Below are 17235 nucleotides of genomic sequence, written 5' to 3'. Positions count from 1 at the left end.
CTGCTTTCCGCCACCGCCCCCTGGCTCACGGCACCGAGCGGATCTTGACGACCAGGGCGCTGCCGAGCAGGGTGACCACGGCGGTGACCGCGTAGAGCGTGGGATAGCCGCCCAGGTACACCACGAGCGGGGCGGAGAGCGCCGGGCCGAGCACCTGCGGCGCCGAGTTGGCGATGTTGATGACGCCTAGGTCCTTGGCCCGGTCGGTGGCCCGGGGCAGCACCTGGGTGATCAACGCGGCGTCCACCGAGAGGTAGACGCCGTAGCCGGCGCCGAGCAGCAGCGCGGCGACGATCGCCATCGGCCAGACCGGCGCGACCGCGAGCAGCAGCGCCGCCACCGCCATGATCAACCCGGAGACGATCACGTAGATCTTGCGGCGGCCGGAACGGTCGGACAGCCGGCCGGCGACCACAGCGGTCAGCATCATTCCGAGCGTGTAGAGCAGGATCAGCACCAGCAGGCCGCCCTCGGGGTCGGGGTGGCGCACCCCGTCGCTGAGGAAGTACAGCAGGTAGAGGGTGCCCAGGGCGTTGCCCAACTGGACCAGGAACCGGGTGATCCAGGCCCAGGCGAAATCCGGATGTCGGCGGGGGCTGATCCACATCGAGGCCAGCAGCGCCCGCGTCCGGATCGCCGGACGATGGGTACGCGGCAGCGGTTCGTCGGGGGTGAGCAGCGCGAACGGCAGCGACAGCAGCAGGATGGCCACGGCGATGGCCAGGTAGCCGGCGGCGTTGCCGGTGACCACGGCGGTGACCAGCACCGCGCCGAGCACCAACCCGAGCGCCTGCGGGATGCCCACCCACCCGGAGACCCCGCCGCGCTGGCGCACCGGGACCCGGTCAGGGATGGCGGCGGTGAGGCTGGCCAGCATCGCGTTGAAGCAGACCTGCGCGGCGACCCAGCCGAGGGCGACGCCGAGGATGGTCCGTTGCTGGGCCAGCAGCACCAGGGCCGCCGCGCCGAGCACTGCCCCGCCCGCCGTCCAGACGTGCCGACGACCGAACTCACGGCCGGCGATCCGCAGGCAGGTCCGGTCGGAGAACGCGCCCGCCAGGGGGTTGGCCAGCACCGCGGCCAGCGCGCCGAGGCCGGTGACCACGGCCAGCATGTTCTCCTTGTCGCCGGGCGCGATCTGCTCGATCTGCTGTGGCAGCAGCACCTGGATGGGAGTGAAGAACGCCATCCACACGCCGAGGTTGGCCGCGAAGATCAAACCGATCCAGCCGCGCCGCACCGGCACCGTCGGCTCGGCGAGCGCCGCCGGCAGCGACGCCGGCGTCGGGTCGAGGGTGGTCACCGCGCCGACCCCGGCCGGCTGGCCGCGATCACGTCCCGCAACCAGGTGTACGACGACTTCGGCGTACGGGTCTGGGTGGCGTAGTCGACGTGCACCAGACCGAAGCGCTTCGTGAACCCCTCGGCCCACTCCCAGTTGTCCAGCAGCGACCAGACAAAGTACCCGCGGACGTCCACCCCGTCGTCGATGGCGGCCCGGACCGCCCGCAGGTGCCCGTCGAGGTACGCGATCCGCTCCGGGTCGGCCACCTGCCCGTCGGCGTCGGGTGCGTCGTCGTACGCACAGCCGCTCTCGGTGATCTCGATGGGCGGCAGCGCGTCACCGTAGGTGTCGCGCAGCCAGCCGAGCAGTTCGCGTAGCCCGTCGGGGGCCACCGGCCAGTCGAAGGCGGTACGTGGGTAGCCGTCCAGCGGCACGAGGTCGAACGGCAGGGGTGAACCCTCCTCGGCCGCCCGTACCCCGGTGGGGTTGTAGTAGTTCACCCCGAGCACGTCGATCGGCGTGGCGATCGTGTCGAGGTCGCCCGGGTGGATGACGCTCGGGTCGAAGCCGGGCAGCTCCGGGTAGCCACGGCCGAGCAGCGGGTCGGTGAAGAGCCGGTTGTGCAGCGCCTCGTACGCCGCCCCGGCGGCCCGGTCGGCGTCGCGGTCACCGAGCACCCGCACCGGCGAGTAGTTGTTGGCGATCGCCACCGGGCTGGCGGTGTGGGTCCGCAGCGCGGCGACCGCGAGCCCGTGCCCGAGCAGTTGGTGGTGGGCGACCGGGAAGGCGTCGAACAGCAGCATCCGGCCGGGGGCGTGCACACCCATGCCGTAGCCGAGGCTCATGTGGATGAACGGCTCGTTGAGGGTGATCCAAAGCCGGACCCGGTCGCCGAGGCGGGCGGCAGTCTTCTCGGCGTACTCGGCGAACCGGGCGGCGGTGTCGCGGTGCAGCCAGCCGCCGGCGTCTTCGAGGGGTTGCGGCAGATCCCAGTGGTAGAGGGTGGCCACCGGGTCGACGCCGGCGGCCAGCAACTCGTCCACCAGGCGGTCGTAGAAGTCCAGGCCGGCCGGGTTGGCCGGGCCGGCGCCGGTGGGCTGGATGCGGGGCCAGGCGATGGAGAACCGGTACGCGGAGACGCCCAGGCCGGCCAGCAGCGCCACGTCCTCGGTGTGCCGGTGGTAGTGGTCGCAGGCCACCTCCCCGCTGCTGCCGTCGCTGATCCGCCCGGGGGAGCGCGCAAAGGTGTCCCAGATGGACGGAGCTCGGCCGTCTGCAGTGGTGGCGCCCTCGATCTGGTGGGCCGATGTGGAGACGCCCCAGCGGAAGCCGGTGGGGAACTGGGGCATCGGTGCGGTTGACATGCGCCCTCCCGGTCAACGTGAAACGTGCTCGGGACTCTAGGGCGCTGTCGATGAATGCGCCATAGGTCGGCCTGGCGCAATGCGCAATGGTTGATCGGCGTGTCTTTTTCCGAACCCGTCCAGGTAAGTCCGATTTAGCGCATAGAGTGCCGATATCGTGGGATGTCCTCACCGGAGGAAAGACGGAAATGATCCTCGTGGAACGCAGTGCGCACGTGGCGGCGCCAATTGAAGTGGTCTGGGATGTCGTGCAGCGGGCCGAGCAGTTGCCGGCCTGGCTCGCCGGGGTCCGCGCGGCCGAAGTGCTCTCGGGAGAGGGCTTCGGGCGGCGACAACTGGTCCAGGCAGGGCGCGGCTCGGCGCATGAGGCCGAGGTGATCGCCTACCAGGAGCCGACGCTGATCGGCTGGCGGGAGCGGGCCAAGGGTGCCGGTGCTCGTGCGGAGGCGCGCACCGAAATCTACGTCCAGCTCACCGGAGACGAGGAGGAGGGCGGAACCATCGTGCGCCTCATCGTGGTCCGCTGGCCGGCCGGCCCGGTCAAGGCGGCCCTGCTGCGCCTCGGACTGCGTCGGGTCGGCGCCGACCTGGAGGACTCGCTGGCCCGGCTCACCGACCTGGCCGCCGTCGGCTGACGAGCGCCCATCCTCCCGGCGTCACCCGCGACGGCGGTGGTCCGGATCCCCGCCAGGGCCCCCGGACCACCGCCGCTCCGTACACCGAAAAGGGCCCGGCGCGGATGCGCCGGGCCCTCCTCAGTGGTGCTGGATCAGCTGTCGCCGCCGGTCTCGCCGACCGGGGCGGCGTTGACGTCGTCGATCGCGTACTTCTTGGCGGCCTCGGCCGGCACCGTGGTCGCCACCGCGCCGCTGCGGGCGAGCTGCCGCAGCGTGGCCACCACGATCGACTCCGCGTCGACGTGGAAGTGCCGGCGCAGTGCGTGCCGGGTGTCCGACATGCCGAAACCGTCGGTGCCGAGCGACGTGTAGTCGCCGGGTACCCAGCGGGCGATCAGATCCGGTACCGCGCGCATGAAGTCGCTGACCGCGATCTTCGGCCCGTCCGACTCGGCCAGCTTCTGCTGGATGTACGGAACCTTCGCCTCGGCACCCGGGTTGAGCAGGTTGTACTCCTCGGTCTCCACCGCGTCGCGGCGCAGCTCGGTCCAGGAGGTCACCGACCAGACGTCGGCACCCACCCCCCAGTCCTGGGCGAGGAGCTGCTGGGCCTTGAGCGCCCACTGCATCCCGGTGCCCGAGGCGAGCAGGTTGGCCTTCGGGCCGTCGACCTGCGGTGCCGGCGAGTAGCGGTAGATGCCCTTGAGCAGGCCCTCCACGTCCACGTCGGCTGGCTCGGCCGGCTGGAGGGTCGGCTCGTTGTAGACCGTCAGGTAGTAGAAGACGTTCTCCTGAGCGTCCCCGTACATCCGGTGCAGACCCTGCTCCAGGATGTGCGCGATCTCGTACGCGAACGCCGGGTCGTACGCCACCACGGCCGGGTTGGTCGCGGCGATCAGCAGCGAGTGCCCGTCCTCGTGCTGAAGGCCCTCACCGTTGAGCGTGGTCCGACCCGCGGTGGCGCCGAGCAGGAAGCCCCGGGCCATCTGGTCGGCCGCGGCCCACAGCCCGTCGGCGGTCCGCTGGAACCCGAACATCGAGTAGAAGATGTACATCGGGATCATCGGCTCGTCGTGCGTGGCGTACGCCGAGCCGGCTGCGGTGAACGAGGCCACCGAACCGGCCTCGTTGATCCCCTCGTGCAGGATCTGCCCGGTCGTCGACTCCTTGTACGACAGGAACAGCTCCCGGTCGACCGAGGTGTAGCGCTGGCCATGCGGCGAGTAGATCTTCGCGGTCGGGAAGATCGAGTCGAGACCGAAGGTGCGGGCCTCGTCCGGGATGATCGGCACCCAACGCTTGCCGAACTCCTTGTCCTTCATCACGTCCTTGAGCAGACGGACGAAGGCCTGCGTGGTGGCCACCTTCTGCTTGCCGGAGCCGCGCTTGATGTCGGCGAACCGCTCCGGCCCGGGGATGGCCAGCCGCTTCGTGCTGGTCCGCCGGGACGGCAGGTACCCGCCGAGCTGCTCGCGCCGCTCCTTGAGGTACGCCATTTCCTCGGACTTCTCGCCCGGGTGGAAGTACGGCGGCAGGTAGGGGTTGTCCTCCAGCGCCGAGTCCGGGATGTCCAGGTAGAGCCGGTCGCGGAAGGTCTTCAGGTCCTCCAGCGTCAGCTTCTTCATCTGGTGGGTCGCGTTGCGGCCTTCGAAGTGCGAGCCGAGGGTCCAGCCCTTGATCGTCTTCGCCAGGATGACGGTGGGCTGACCGGTGTGCTCGGTGGCCGCCTTGTAGGCCGCGTAGAGCTTGCGGTAGTCGTGCCCACCCCGCTTGAGGTTCCAGATCTCGTCGTCGCTGAGCGGCTCGACCATCTTGCGGGTCCGTGTGTCACGGCCGAAGAAGTGCTCCCGCACGTACGCGCCGGACTCCGCCTTGTAGGTCTGGTAGTCGCCGTCGGTCGTGGTGTTCATCAGGTTGACCAACGCGCCGTCGGTGTCCGCGGCGAGCAGCGGGTCCCACTCACGACCCCAGACGACCTTGATCACGTTCCAGCCGGCACCCCGGAAGAACGCCTCCAGCTCCTGCATGACCTTGCCGTTGCCCCGGACCGGGCCGTCCAGCCGCTGCAGGTTGCAGTTGATCACAAAGGTGAGGTTGTCCAGCTCCTCGCGGGCGGCGACGCCGATGGCGCCGAGCGTCTCCGGCTCGTCCATCTCGCCGTCGCCGAGGAACGCCCAGACGTGCTGCTGGGAGGTGTCCTTGATGCCGCGGTGCTGCAGGTACCGGTTGAACCGGGCCTGGTAGATCGCGTTCAGACCGCCGAGGCCCATCGAGACGGTGGGGAACTCCCAGAAGTCCGGCATCAGCCGAGGGTGCGGGTACGAGGGCAGCCCACCACCGGGGTGCGACAGCTCCTGGCGGAACCCGTCGAGCTGGTGCTCGCTGAGCCGCCCCTCCAGGAACGCCCGCGCGTACATGCCGGGGGAGGCGTGGCCCTGGTAGAAGATCTGGTCGCCACCGCCCGGGTGGTTCTTGCCCCGGAAGAAGTGGTTGAAGCCCACCTCGTAGAGCGACGCCGAGCTGGCGAAGGTGGAGATGTGCCCGCCGACGCCGATCTCCGGGCGCTGCGCCCGGTGCACCAGCATTGCGGCGTTCCACCGGACGTACGCCCGGATCCTCCGCTCGACGTGCTCGTCACCCGGGAACCAGGGCTCGCGCTCCGACGGGATGGTGTTGATGTAATCGGTGGTGGTCAGGGGCGGAACCCCGACCTGGCGCTCACGGGCCCGCTCCAGCAGGCGCAGCATGACGTAGCGGGCGCGTTTGGCGCCGCGTTCGTCGATGACACCGTCAAGCGACTCGACCCATTCGCTGGTCTCTTCAGGGTCGATGTCCGGAAGCTGGCTCGGTAGGCCGTCGCTGATCACCGGGCGCTTGCGTTCCGTAGCCACAGGCGTTCCCTCGGTTGTGTGTGGGATAGGTCTCTAGCGCCATCCTGCCCCCTGGTGGCACCCCTCGTCACGTCTAGGTCCCCCCGACGCGATGCTGAACACAGGTACTCGCCGGTAACTTAGCGCGACGGCCGGGTGAAGGCTGAGCGGTTTGACCGCCACTCCTACCGTTACCGCCATGAACGGACGCCGTGTCGCGGTCGCCGCGACCATGATCGTTGTCGGGGTGGTTGGCCTGGTCATCGGCGCCGTCGCCCTCGCCTCCGGCAACCTGCCGATGGTCGGACTGGTGGCCCTGGGTGCCCTGGTGGCAGTGCTCGGCGGGGGCCTGCTGCGCGACGCGATCCGCGCGGCCCGTCTGAGCGGCCAGGATGGCCGTCGCCGTCGTCCGGACGCGGACGGCGGCGGGTACGGCTTCTACCCGATGCCCGCCGGGGACGCCGGGAGCGGGCACGTCGGCCGCCAGCGGGACGGCGACCACGACAGCTCCGACAGTGCGGAACCGGCCGGCGGCAGCGGCGACTCCGGGGGAGGCTGGTCCGGCTGGGGCTGGTCCAGCGGTGACTCCGGTGGCGGCTGGTCCGGCGGTGACTCCGGTGGCGGGTGGTCCGGCGGTGGCGACTCTGGCGGCGGTGGCGGCAGCTCCTGACCGCACGCTGCGGCAGAATGCGACGTATGCGCAGCGACGTGATCACCGTCCAGACCGGGTCCCGGCCGACCGTCCGGGACATCACCGCGGAGGCCCAGCAGTTCGTCTCGGGCGAGGGCGACGGCCTGCTGCACGTCTTCGTGCCGCACGCCACCGCCGGCCTGGCGATCATCGAGACCGGTTCGGGCTCCGACGACGACCTGCTCAGCGCCGTGGACGACCTGCTCCCCACCGAGGACCGCTGGCGGCACCGACACGGCTCGCCCGGCCACGGCCGCGACCACGTGCTGCCGGCGTTCATCCCGCCGTACGCCACGCTGCCGGTGCTCGGCGGCCGGCTGGCGCTCGGCACCTGGCAGTCGATCTGCCTCGTCGACACCAACGGCGACAACCCGACCCGCCAGGTCCGCTTCTCCTTCCTCCCCGCCTGACCGCGCCTGCCCGGCCGTCGTCTCGGGACGCCGGCCCGCCTCAAGATCTGCACAACCTCCCCGGAACTGCTGTCTCAGCGCGTGGCGAGGCAACAAGTTCCCTGACGTTGCGCGGATCTTGAGGCGTAGGGCTGGTTACGGGCGGACGGTCTCCTGCTGGACGGTCTGCTGGCCGGGGTCCGCGGATGGCGCGGCAGTGCGGGCCGCTGACGGGACTGGATTGTCCGCCGTCTGGTGCAGGCCGGGCACCCGGTCCTCGATCACGAACGAGGCCCGGGTGTACGCGGGCGCGCCCGGCCGGCTGACGTACGGCAGCACGTCGAAGTCGGCGGTGAGCTGTCCCGGGGTGATCGTGGTGCGCACGTACCCCCGAAGGTTGTTCTGGAAGCGCAGGTGCGGGTTGAACGCGAACCACGGGTGCGAGCCGGACACCGAGTCCGCGCCGTCACCGGTCGAGGTGATCGAGGAGCAGACCAGTTCGGTGCCGACGCTGCGCGAGGTCGGGTCGGCGTAGTCCAGCTTGAGATCGCTGGCCCAGTGCGCGTGCACGTCGCCGGTCAGCACCACCGGGTTGCGTACCCCGGCGGCCAACCAACCCCGGGTGATGCGGTCCCGAGAGGCGACGTATCCGTCCCAGGAGTCCATGCTGGTGACGGTGAGCGGGCCGGAGTTGTTGTCCCGTTGAGCGAAGAAGACCTGCTGGCCCAGGATGTCCCACTGGGCGTCAGAGCGGCGGAAGCCGTCCAGCAGCCACGCCTCCTGCTCGGCCCCGGTGATCGACCGGGCCGGGTCGGATGCCGCCGCGCAGTCCCGGTAGCCGTCGCCGCAGGCCTGGTCGTCGCGGTACTGCCGGGTGTCGAGCAGGTGGAACGTGGCCAGCCGCCCCCAGCGCACCCGTCGGTAGAGCTGCATGTCGATGCCGCGGGGGATCGAGGTGCGCCGCAGCGGCATGTTCTCGTAGTACGCCTGGAACGCCGCCGCCCGCCGCGCGGGGAACTCCGGGTCCGGCGCCTCGGGCACCTCGTCGGCCCAGTTGTTCTCCACCTCGTGGTCGTCGAACACCACAGCCCACGGCGCCACCGCGTGCGCGGCCTGCAGGTCGGCGTCGGTCTTGTACTGGGCGTGCCGCTGCCGATAGTTGGCCAGCGTCCGCGTCTCCGGGCCCTCGTGGTCACGCGGGTTGCCACCGGGGACGTTGTACGTGTCCGGGGCGTACTCGTACTGGTAGTCGCCCAGGTGCAGGATGAGCTCCGGCTCGGTCTCGGCCAGCCGCCGGTAGGCGGTGAAGTAGCCGTGCTCGTACTGGGAACAGGAGGCGAAGCCCATTGCCAGGGCGGCTGGCATGGTCCACGGTGCCGGGGCGGTGCGGGTGCGTCCGGTCGGCGAGACGTGGCGCTCGGCCCGGAACCGGTAGAAGTACTCGCGTCCGGCCAGTAAACCGGCCAACTCCACGTGCACGCTGTGCGCCGAGCGGGTGCGGGCGACCGCGACCCCGCGGCGAACCACATGCCGGAACCGCTCGTCGGCGGCCAACTCCCAGTGCACCGGCACGTCGCGGTCCGGCATGCCGCCGAGGCCGTCCTCGGCCAGTGGCTGTGGGGCCAGGCGGGTCCACAACACGAACCCGTCGTGGTCGGGGTCGCCGGAGGCCACACCGAGGGTGAAGGGGTAGGCCAGCGGCCGGCCCGGTGCCGCGCCGGCCGTCGCCGGCAGCCCGGTGACCGCGCCCGCGGCGCCGATCGCGGCGCCGGACAGCAGGATGGTACGTCGGGACAGTGACACGAATCCTCCCCAGAGTCCGATCTTCGTGACTCCGGGAGCCTCGCGAGCCCCGATGGCCGACAGATGACAGTGAGTGGCCCTGCTTGTCGCCAGCAGTCGAACACCGATGACCGCTGTCGATCGGTGCTGACCGCCGTCCGACGGGGTGTGATCCGGCCGGGCCCTGACCGACGACGCCCGTCTCTGCGTACCATGTGGCCGTGACGCAGGAGGTGGTTCCCGCGGCAGGTGAACGGGTGGATCGGGCCGCTCTCGCCGTCGATGTGGTGCGGCGGATGGCGCACGTCACGGCCGCGCTGCGCCACCGGCAGGGTTCTGGGTTCGCCGAGTTGGGGCTCACCCCGGCGGCGGCCCGGGCGCTGCGGGAGTTGGACCCGGACCACCCGCTGCCGGCCCGGGATCTCGCCGGTCAGTTGGGTTGTGACCGGTCGAACGTGACGGTGCTGGTCGACAAGCTGGAGCAGGCCGGGCTGGTTGAGCGCCGCACCGACCCGACGGACCGGCGGCAGAAGACGCTGGTGGTGACCGGGGAGGGCCGCGTCGTGCGGGCGCGGGTGATCGAGGTGATGTCCGACTCCCGACTCCTGTACGGGCTGAGCGACGAGGAGCTGAGCACCCTTCGTGACCTGGTCTGGAAGGTGTCCGACGGCGGCTGTCCGGAGTCCTTCGGGCCGGAGTGAGCGCACCCCCGCCGGCCGTGTCCCACTGGGCGAGCAGGGCCTCCGTCGGTAATGCTGTCCGACGTGACCACCCCGCAAGATCTCGACGACCGGTTCCGGGAGACGCTGGCGGCGCTGCCGGCCGCCGAGCGGCGGCGTGACCCCGCCGACCCGGTCACCGATGACGCCCCGCTGACCGGCGCGCAGGTGCTGGACCTCTTCGACGCGCAGGTGACCAGCCGGCAGCTCGACCTGGCCGGCCGCTGGTTGCGCAGCTTCGGGGAGGGTTTCTACACCATCGGCTCGGCCGGGCATGAGGGCAACGCCGCTGTCGCCGCCGCGCTGCGTCCCACCGATCCGGCGCTGCTGCACTACCGCTCGGGCGCCTTCTACTGCCTGCGTGCCGCCCAGGTCGCCGCCGACCCGACGCTGGCCACCGACTCCGTGCCGTCCGCCGTCCGGGCGCGGACCGCCGACCCCGATCAGGACGCCGACCGAGCGCGGTCCGCCGACAGTGAGTTGACCGTCGACGGCGCAGCGACACGTGACCCGGAGACGACCTCCGATCCGCAGCTGTCCGAATCGGAGCCGGCCGGGACGGAGCCGACCGAGCCGACCGGGGCCGCGAACGCGTTCGCGGCGTACGCCGACGCGGCCCGCGACGTGCTGCGCGGGATGGCCGCGTCCAGCCTTGAACCGATCGCGGGGGGCCGGCACAAGGTGTTCGGCCGGGCCGACCTGGCCATCGTGCCGACCACCTCCACCATCGCCTCGCACCTGCCCCGCGCGGTCGGCATGGGACTGGCCGTGGAGCGGCTGCGCCGGCTGGACAGCGCCGGACGGCGTACCGGGGCCGGGGTGCGGGTCGGCAGCGGCGCGGGCGCCACGCACGCCCCCTGGCCGCCGGACGCGATAGTGGTCTGCTCCTTCGGCGACGCCTCGGTCAACCACGCCAGCGCCACAGCCGCCTTCAACACCGCCGGGTGGTACGACCACGCCGGGCTGCGGATTCCGGTGCTCTTCGTCTGCGAGGACAACGGGCTGGGCATCAGCGTCCGCTCGCCGGAGGGCTGGGTCGAGGCGACCCTCCGTGCCAAGCCGGGCATCCGCTACTTCAGCGCGGACGGAGCCGACCCGGTGCGGGCGTACGAGGTGGCGGCGGAGGCCGCGGCCTGGGTACGCCGCAACCGGCGGCCGGCCGTGCTGCACCTGCGCACCGTACGGCTGATGGGGCACGCCGGGGCGGACGCGGAGTCGGCGTACCGGAGTCCGGCCGAGCTGGCCGAGGACCTGGACCGGGACCCGGTGGCCGCCACCGCGCGGCTGCTGGTCGACGCCGGGGTGGCGACCGGCGAGGAGCTGCTGGCCCGGTACGACGAGACCGGCTGGCAGGTACGCCGGCTGGCCGAGGAGGTGCTGGGCGAGCCGAAGCTGGCCTCTGCGGCCGACGTGGTGTCGGCGTTGGCCCCACGCCGTCCGGTGCGGGTGGCGCGGGCGGTGGCCGACGCCGCGGCGCGGGCCAGCGGGCCGGGCGCGGGGGCGCGGGCGGAGGCGTTCGGCGGCAAGCCGCCGGAGCTGGCCGGGCCGATGACCCTGGCGCAGAGCATCAACGCCGCGCTCGCCGACGGGATGCTCGACCATCCGCAGATGGCGCTCTTCGGTGAGGACGTGGCCGCCAAGGGCGGCGTGTACGGGGTGACGAAGGGGCTGCGCGACCGGTTCGGGGCGGCCCGGGTCTTCGACACCCTGCTCGACGAGACGTCGGTGCTCGGGCTGGGCCTCGGTGCCGGGCTGGCCGGGATGCTGCCGGTGCCGGAGATCCAGTACCTGGCGTACCTGCACAACGCCGAGGACCAACTGCGCGGTGAGGCGGCCACCATGCGGTTCTTCTCGCAGGGGGCGTTCCGCAACCCGATGGTGGTGCGGGTGGCGGGCCTGGCGTACCAGGAGGGGTTCGGCGGGCACTTCCACAACGACAACTCGGTGGCCGTACTCCGGGATGTGCCCGGTCTGGTGGTCGCGGTGCCGGCGCGGCCGGACGACGCCGCGCCCATGCTGCGGACCTGTCTGGCGAGCGCGGCGGTGGACGGCAGTGTCTGCGTGTTCCTGGAACCGATCGCGCTCTACCACACCCGCGACCTGTACGCGGATGGTGACGGGGAGTGGCTGGCCGGCTATCCGGAGCCGGGCGGGTGGGTGGCCGGCCACGTGCCGATCGGGCGGGCCCGGGTCTACCGGGTCGGCTCGGCGGACGACCTCACCATCATCACCTTCGGTAACGGGGTGCGGATGTCGCTGCGGGCCGCGGCCGTCCTCGCCGAGGAGGGGGTCGGCACCCGCGTGGTGGATCTGCGCTGGCTGGCTCCGCTGCCGGTGGCCGACATCATCCGGGAGTCCTCGGCGACCGGCCGGGTACTGGTGGTGGACGAGACGCGCCGCTCCGGCGGGGTCGGCGAGGGCGTGATCGCCGCGCTGGTCGACGCCGGATATGTCGGTGCCGCACGTCGAGTGGCGGGAGTTGACTCGTTTGTACCATTAGGTCCGGCAGCACGTCACGTACTGGTCTCCGCGGAAGCCATTACCGACGGTGCCCGTACGCTGCTGGCACGGTAAATTCCGTTCCACCCGGTGCGCCACTTGCGCGCAGACCAACAACTGTGTGGACTTTGCCTGACGGCCGTCGCACCGACGCCGCGAGCAGGGACGAGATGAGGAGGCACGCGACAGTGAGCGCGACCGCTGGTCAGGCCGCCGACGGGGTACGCAGCCTGGCGGACCGGTTCGGAATCGAACCGGGGATGGTCGTCATGGAGATGGGGTACGACGACGACGTCGACCAGGATCTCCGAGACGCCCTGACCGACCGCTGTGGAGATCTGGTCGACGAGGACACCGACGAGGTGGTCGACGCGGTGCTGGTCTGGTACCGGGACGGCGACGGCGACCTTTTCGAGTTGCTCGTCGATGCCCTCGGCCCGCTGGCCGACAACGGTGTCGTGTGGCTGCTCACCCCGAAGGCGGGGCGCGAGGGGCACGTCGAGCCGAGTGAGGTCGCGGAGTCCGCGCCCACCGCCGGCCTTCAGCAGACCTCGACCGTCAACGCCGGCCGGGACTGGAGCGGCGCCCGTCTGGTGCTGCGTCGAGGGGCCAAGGCCAAGAAGTAACCAGCGCCGCTCCGCTCGCCCGACGGTCCGCCCACCGCCGGGTAGCAGGCTGGTGCCGTCACCCCCGACTCGACGCGAGGAGAGTTCGCATGCCCATCGAGGTTGGTGCCGAAGCAGCCGACTTCGTGCTCAAGGACCAGAACAACCAGGAGGTGCGTCTCTCGGACTTCCGGGGCAGGCGCGTCGTCCTGCTGGTCTTCTACCCGCTCGCTTTCACCGGCACCTGCCAGGGCGAGTTGGGCGAGGTGCGCGACAACCTCGGCGAGTACGTGAACGACGATGTCCAGGTGCTGACCATCAGCGTCGACTCGGCCTACAGCCACAAGATCTGGGCCGACCGCGAGGGCTACCAGTTCCCCATGCTGGCCGACTTCTGGCCGCACGGCGCCGTCGCCCAGGCGTACGGGGTCTTCAACGACGTGGCCGGCTTCGCCAACCGGGGCACCTTCGTCATCGACAAGACCGGCGTGGTCCGCTTCGCCGAGATGAACGGCCCGGGCGAGGCCCGCGACCAGCAGGGCTGGCGCAAGGCCATCGCCGAAGCGACCAACTGACCGGGGTACGCCGTGCGCCCGGGTCGGTGGCGGGCAGGTAAGCTTGCCAGCCACCGGCCCGCCACACGGGCGATCCGGGCGCGTAGCTCAGTGGGAGAGCACCCGCCTTACAAGCGGGGGGTCGCAGGTTCGAAACCTGCCGCGCCCACCCTTCATCACCAACGAAACCGTCCCGAGAGTCAGTTCCCGGGGCGGAGCACTCGGAGCAGGGCGGTACGCAGCGCTTCGGTCGCCTCGGCGCGGGTCATCCGGCCGGCGTCGACCTCCTCGCCTGCGGCGTGGCCGATCTTGATCGTGATCGCGGCGAGCCAGTCGGCGGGGAGTCCTCTGTCGAACTCGCCGCTCGCCTGACCGCGCTGGATCACCCGCTTTATTCGTTCGGCGACCGGGGCGTGGCGGGCCACGTCGATGTCGGGGCTCACCGGGAGTGCCGCGATCTGCTGGACCAGGACCGGATAGCGCGATGCGATCTGGGCGCCGGCCTCGAGCACCCGGATCAGCGCGTCCGCGGCTGCACCGGTGTCCGGCTCGGCGGCGTCCATCGCGGCGACGGCGTCGTCGGTGATCCGGTCGACGATGGCGGCCATCAGGTGCTCGCGGGACGGAAAGTGGGCGTAGACGGTCTGCCGGGTCAGCCCTGCGTCGGTGGCGATGGCGTCGAGGCTGGCATCGGGCTGCGCGTCGAGTAGCCGGATTGCCGCATCGAGGATCGCACTGTAGTTGCGGCGGGCGTCGGCGCGACGGTTGCGCTCCGCTGAACGGTTCATCTCTTACACCTTGCCAAAGTTCTCGGAGATAGATATTTTACGAGTTGTAAAGATTCGGCAGAGATCGCTAGTTGATGGTGGTGAGATGGGCGCGCTCGATGACACCGACCCGAAGGAGTTCATCACCGACTTCTTCACCTCTTTCATGAGTGACCTGGTTCGCGGTGACGAGGATCCGGCGGTGATCGTCGATCGGTACCACACGCCCGACATTGTGCAGGTCGCCGACGGCCACCTGATGGACCGCGCCAAGCTCATCGCGCACACCCGCCCGGCGCGCAAGCACCAGACCGGCGCCCGGTGGGAGGTGCACGAGGCGATAGCGGACGGGGACCGGATCGCTGCCCGCTACACGCTGCACTTCCAGACCGCGAAGCGCGAGGGCAGTGTGGACGTCCACTTCTTCGGGCAGTTCGCTGACGACGGGCGGATGCGCCGGGCGCACATGCTCACCCGTTCCGTGCCCGTCGAGGTGAGCGACCGGGGGCGGGTATCGACATGACCGTCAGCACCTATCGCGTGATCGGCATGGCCTGTGGGCACTGCGCAGGCTTCGTCACCGAGGAGATCGAGCGAATCCCCGGCGTCACCGCCGTGGCGGTGGACGTCGAACACGACACCGTCACGGTGAACAGCGACCGCCTCCTCGACCTCGTCGAAGTGCGGGCCGCAGTCGAGGAAGCCGGCTACGAACTGCACTGACACCTACCTGCGGGCGACGCTCGGCCCGTCGTCGATCCCCCTGGGTGGGGTGCTTCCTTCACCAGAGAAGACCCGCCTCGGCGGAGCCCGGAGTGAGTCACGCCATGATGGGCGGGTGCAGGACACCGTCGCCGTCGCGTTGATCACCTCTCTGTCCACCCTGGCCGCCGCCGCCCTGACCGGGCTGGTCGGCGCACTCAGCACCCGTCGGCAACTGGCTCACCAGCTCACCGTCGCCCGGCAGGAGAGTGCCGAGCGCCGGGCGACGCGTCGGGATGAGCTGCGGCGGGACGCGTACGTCGGGTTCCTGAGCGCCTGCGACCAGGCGTACCGGCAGTTGGACCGGCGGTGGCTGGACGTCGGTGAGGGCGTGCCAATGCCCGGCTACGACGAGGCGTACGCAGCGATGCGCACGGTGGACGAGGCGTACAACCTGGTGTTGCTGGAGGGCCCGGCGGAGGTCGCGGTGGCCGGCCGGGCCGTGTTGACCAGCCTCACCACGGAGTACGCCGACCAGCGCCGACTCGGTGACGAGTCGGGCGACGGGAGCGCGCCGCTGCGCGACCGGCACCGGGAGCGCTGGCTCGCGGCGATTGAGGTACGGACGAAGCGCCGGATCTCGTTCGTCGACACGGTACGCCCGGTGCTGGTCACCCCGCCTGACGAGCCGGCGTTCCTGACCCATCGCGCCGTAGCGCCCGCCGATCGTTGAGGCCGGGCGGCGCCGGACGGCGCGGCGGCGCCGCCCGGGCTCCTCAGCTGGTGAAGCCGCCGTCCACGTTGACCACCGCACCGGTCACGTAGCCGGCTTCGGCGCTGGCCAGGTGCGCGACGGTGGCCGCGATATCGGCCGGGCGAGCGTACCGGCCAACGGCGGTGAATCCGCTGATCGCCGCCGCGTTCGGTCCGTCCGCCGGGTTGGCGTCGGTGTCCGTCGGCCCGGGGTTGACCAGGTTGACGGTGATGGCCCGTGGGCCCAGTTCACGGGCCAGGCCCCGGGTCAACCCGACCAGAGCGGTCTTGCTCATCGCGTAGAGCGTCAGCCCGGGAAAGACCGCCCGCTCACCGACGTTACTGCCGATGCTGATGATCCGTCCGCCGTCGCCAAGGTGCCGCAGGGCCGCCCGCGCGGCGACGTACGGTGCCCGGATGTTGACCGCGATCGTCTGCTCCATCTCCGCCGAGCCGAGCTCGTCTAGGGCGCCGACCAGGAACACCGCGGCATTGTTCACCAGGATGTCCAGCCGACCCAGTTCGGCGGCTGCCCGGTCGACCGCGCCCCGCACCGCGTCCGGGTCGGCGCCGTCCGCCTGGATCGCCAGCGCTCTGCGGCCCAGCGCCTCGATCTGCTTCACCACGATCGCGGCCCGCGCGGCGTCCTGCCGGTAGGTCAGCGCCACGTCGGCGCCGTCCTGTGCCAGGCGCAGCGCGATACCGGCTCCGATGCCCCGGGAACCCCCGGTCACCAAGGCGACCTTGTCGTTGAGTGTCGTCGTCATGCAAACGATCATCTGGCCGCGCCGCCCTCCCGTCTGGCGGCCATCGGACGTCTCGCTCCGACCTCAAGGTCCGATACCCGCGATCCTCGACGGCCTGCGGACCCGGCGGGCCGCCATGATCCGCGCAACTTCACGGATCCTGCTGCCTCACCAGGCGACGAGACAGCAGGATCACCGAAGTTGCGCGGATCTTGCGAGGTGGGGGAGGGTGGGGCGAGCGATTCGGGGAGCGTGGTCGTGGAACTGGCAGGCATTGGCGCGGTGCTGTTCGACATGGATGGCACCCTGGTCGACTCCGACGCCGCCGTCGAGCGGGCCTGGGAGCGGTGGGCCGCCGAGTACGCCGTCGACCCGGCGGCGGCGTTGGCGATCGCGCACGGCAGCCCGGCCGACCGGACAATCCGCCGGCTACTGCCCGCGCTCGACGAGGTCGCGGTCGCCGCTGCCGCGGCCCGGCAGTTGGCGTTGCAGTACGACGACCTGTCCGACGTGACAGCCACCCCCGGGGCGCACGAGCTACTGAACGCGCTGGCCCGGCTGGCGTTGCAATGGGCGGTGGTGACCAGCGCCGATAGGCGCCTCGCCGAGGCCCGGCTCGGTGCCGCCGGCATCAAGGCGCCGGTGCTGGTGACGGTGGAGGACGTCAGCGTGGGCAAGCCGGAGCCGGAGGGCTATCTGCGGGGCGCGGCGCTGCTGGGCGTACCAGTGGCACGGTGCCTGGTCGTCGAGGACGCCGAGGTGGGCCTGCGGGCCGGGCGGGCGGCCGGGGCGATGACCGCCGCGCTGAAGGGCCTCGACGGCGACCTGCGCCTGCACGACCTGGCCCAACTGGCGCACCAACTGGAGTCCACGCCGTCGGCACCCTGAGCAC

General features: G+C 71.2%; 17 protein-coding genes and 1 tRNA gene. 12 read left to right on the top strand and 6 right to left on the bottom strand.

Annotated elements, in window-relative coordinates:
• Window positions 1–25 precede the first annotated feature (25 nt).
• Both FB453_RS19905 and FB453_RS19900 read right to left on the bottom strand, forming a co-directional pair.
• Window positions 26–1303, bottom strand: coding sequence for an MFS transporter (locus tag FB453_RS19905; RefSeq protein WP_112582590.1), 1278 nt, complete (start codon window positions 1301–1303; stop codon window positions 26–28).
• A complete protein-coding gene (locus FB453_RS19900) occupies window positions 1300–2649 on the bottom strand; it encodes a GH1 family beta-glucosidase (RefSeq protein ID WP_145792288.1) in 1350 nt (449 codons plus the stop codon). The genes FB453_RS19905 and FB453_RS19900 overlap by 4 nt, the downstream gene beginning before the upstream one ends.
• A gap of 188 nt (window positions 2650–2837) precedes the next feature.
• Here FB453_RS19900 and FB453_RS19895 point away from each other — a divergent pair, with 188 nt between their 5' ends.
• Window positions 2838–3284, top strand: coding sequence for an SRPBCC family protein (locus FB453_RS19895; RefSeq protein ID WP_112582592.1), 447 nt, complete (start codon window positions 2838–2840; stop codon window positions 3282–3284).
• A 134-nt stretch (window positions 3285–3418) separates the two neighbouring features.
• Here the strand turns inward: FB453_RS19895 and aceE are convergent, their stop codons facing one another.
• Window positions 3419–6157 carry a pyruvate dehydrogenase (acetyl-transferring), homodimeric type gene (gene aceE, locus FB453_RS19890; protein ID WP_112582593.1) on the bottom strand — a complete coding sequence of 913 codons (2739 nt, stop codon included), beginning with the start codon at window positions 6155–6157 and terminating at the stop codon, window positions 3419–3421.
• A 178-nt stretch (window positions 6158–6335) separates the two neighbouring features.
• Here aceE and FB453_RS19885 point away from each other — a divergent pair, with 178 nt between their 5' ends.
• Window positions 6336–6806 carry a hypothetical protein gene (locus FB453_RS19885; protein ID WP_145792286.1) on the top strand — a complete coding sequence of 157 codons (471 nt, stop codon included), beginning with the start codon at window positions 6336–6338 and terminating at the stop codon, window positions 6804–6806.
• 26 nt (window positions 6807–6832) lie between these two features.
• Window positions 6833–7237 carry a YjbQ family protein gene (locus FB453_RS19880; protein ID WP_167457620.1) on the top strand — a complete coding sequence of 135 codons (405 nt, stop codon included), beginning with the start codon at window positions 6833–6835 and terminating at the stop codon, window positions 7235–7237.
• Between the two features lie 135 nt (window positions 7238–7372).
• On the opposite strand, the gene FB453_RS19875 is transcribed toward FB453_RS19880, so the two are convergent.
• A complete protein-coding gene (locus tag FB453_RS19875) occupies window positions 7373–9019 on the bottom strand; it encodes an alkaline phosphatase D family protein (RefSeq protein ID WP_145792283.1) in 1647 nt (548 codons plus the stop codon).
• Window positions 9020–9294: 275 nt separating this feature from the next.
• Between FB453_RS19875 and FB453_RS19870 the strand changes: the two genes are divergently transcribed.
• The 5 genes from FB453_RS19870 to FB453_RS19850 all read left to right on the top strand — a co-directional run bounded on the left by FB453_RS19870 (window position 9295) and on the right by FB453_RS19850 (window position 13544).
• Window positions 9295–9699 carry a MarR family winged helix-turn-helix transcriptional regulator gene (locus FB453_RS19870; protein ID WP_145792649.1) on the top strand — a complete coding sequence of 135 codons (405 nt, stop codon included), beginning with the start codon at window positions 9295–9297 and terminating at the stop codon, window positions 9697–9699.
• A 51-nt stretch (window positions 9700–9750) separates the two neighbouring features.
• Window positions 9751–12291, top strand: a complete 2541-nt coding sequence (locus FB453_RS19865) for a thiamine pyrophosphate-dependent enzyme (protein ID WP_145792281.1) — start codon at window positions 9751–9753, stop codon at window positions 12289–12291.
• Between the two features lie 113 nt (window positions 12292–12404).
• Window positions 12405–12842 (top strand): DUF3052 domain-containing protein, encoded by a 438-nt coding sequence (locus FB453_RS19860; RefSeq protein WP_030330240.1) that lies wholly within the window; start codon window positions 12405–12407, stop codon window positions 12840–12842.
• Between the two features lie 89 nt (window positions 12843–12931).
• Window positions 12932–13396, top strand: a complete 465-nt coding sequence (locus tag FB453_RS19855) for a peroxiredoxin (protein WP_145792279.1) — start codon at window positions 12932–12934, stop codon at window positions 13394–13396.
• A gap of 76 nt (window positions 13397–13472) precedes the next feature.
• A tRNA-Val gene (locus FB453_RS19850) sits at window positions 13473–13544 on the top strand.
• A 31-nt stretch (window positions 13545–13575) separates the two neighbouring features.
• Here FB453_RS19850 and FB453_RS19845 read toward each other — a convergent pair.
• Window positions 13576–14163: a TetR/AcrR family transcriptional regulator gene (locus tag FB453_RS19845; RefSeq protein ID WP_145792277.1), complete on the bottom strand. Its 588-nt coding sequence runs from the start codon at window positions 14161–14163 to the stop codon at window positions 13576–13578.
• A gap of 85 nt (window positions 14164–14248) precedes the next feature.
• Here FB453_RS19845 and FB453_RS19840 point away from each other — a divergent pair, with 85 nt between their 5' ends.
• From FB453_RS19840 to FB453_RS19830, 3 genes are all read left to right on the top strand, one after another.
• Window positions 14249–14665, top strand: coding sequence for a nuclear transport factor 2 family protein (locus FB453_RS19840; protein ID WP_145792275.1), 417 nt, complete (start codon window positions 14249–14251; stop codon window positions 14663–14665).
• Window positions 14662–14865 (top strand): heavy-metal-associated domain-containing protein, encoded by a 204-nt coding sequence (locus tag FB453_RS19835; protein ID WP_112582598.1) that lies wholly within the window; start codon window positions 14662–14664, stop codon window positions 14863–14865. The genes FB453_RS19840 and FB453_RS19835 overlap by 4 nt, the downstream gene beginning before the upstream one ends.
• 115 nt (window positions 14866–14980) lie before the next feature.
• On the top strand, window positions 14981–15577 hold the full coding sequence (locus tag FB453_RS19830) for a hypothetical protein (RefSeq protein ID WP_145792273.1): 597 nt from the start codon (window positions 14981–14983) through the stop codon (window positions 15575–15577).
• 43 nt (window positions 15578–15620) lie between these two features.
• Here FB453_RS19830 and FB453_RS19825 read toward each other — a convergent pair whose 3' ends face one another.
• Window positions 15621–16364, bottom strand: a complete 744-nt coding sequence (locus FB453_RS19825) for an SDR family NAD(P)-dependent oxidoreductase (protein ID WP_112582600.1) — start codon at window positions 16362–16364, stop codon at window positions 15621–15623.
• 237 nt (window positions 16365–16601) lie between these two features.
• Between FB453_RS19825 and FB453_RS19820 the strand changes: the two genes are divergently transcribed.
• A complete protein-coding gene (locus FB453_RS19820) occupies window positions 16602–17231 on the top strand; it encodes an HAD-IA family hydrolase (RefSeq protein ID WP_145792271.1) in 630 nt (209 codons plus the stop codon).
• The last annotated feature ends 4 nt before the right edge of the window (window positions 17232–17235 follow it).

The organism is Micromonospora sp. CNZ322 (genome assembly GCF_007827755.1).
The sequence above is the reverse complement of the archived record's forward strand: the minus strand, read 5'-3'. Positions and strand labels throughout refer to the sequence as shown.

Coding starts and splice junctions, on each gene's coding strand:
- FB453_RS19880 (WP_167457620.1), top strand. CDS start 6,833: ATGCGCAGCGACGTGATCACCGTCCAGACCGGGTCCCGGCCGACCGTC.
- FB453_RS19835 (WP_112582598.1), top strand. CDS start 14,662: ATGACCGTCAGCACCTATCGCGTGATCGGCATGGCCTGTGGGCACTGC.
- FB453_RS19885 (WP_145792286.1), top strand. CDS start 6,336: ATGAACGGACGCCGTGTCGCGGTCGCCGCGACCATGATCGTTGTCGGG.
- FB453_RS19845 (WP_145792277.1), bottom strand. CDS start 14,163: ATGAACCGTTCAGCGGAGCGCAACCGTCGCGCCGACGCCCGCCGCAAC.
- FB453_RS19870 (WP_145792649.1), top strand. CDS start 9,295: ATGGCGCACGTCACGGCCGCGCTGCGCCACCGGCAGGGTTCTGGGTTC.
- FB453_RS19865 (WP_145792281.1), top strand. CDS start 9,751: ATGCTGTCCGACGTGACCACCCCGCAAGATCTCGACGACCGGTTCCGG.
- FB453_RS19900 (WP_145792288.1), bottom strand. CDS start 2,649: ATGTCAACCGCACCGATGCCCCAGTTCCCCACCGGCTTCCGCTGGGGC.
- FB453_RS19855 (WP_145792279.1), top strand. CDS start 12,932: ATGCCCATCGAGGTTGGTGCCGAAGCAGCCGACTTCGTGCTCAAGGAC.
- FB453_RS19895 (WP_112582592.1), top strand. CDS start 2,838: ATGATCCTCGTGGAACGCAGTGCGCACGTGGCGGCGCCAATTGAAGTG.
- FB453_RS19825 (WP_112582600.1), bottom strand. CDS start 16,364: ATGACGACGACACTCAACGACAAGGTCGCCTTGGTGACCGGGGGTTCC.
- FB453_RS19840 (WP_145792275.1), top strand. CDS start 14,249: ATGGGCGCGCTCGATGACACCGACCCGAAGGAGTTCATCACCGACTTC.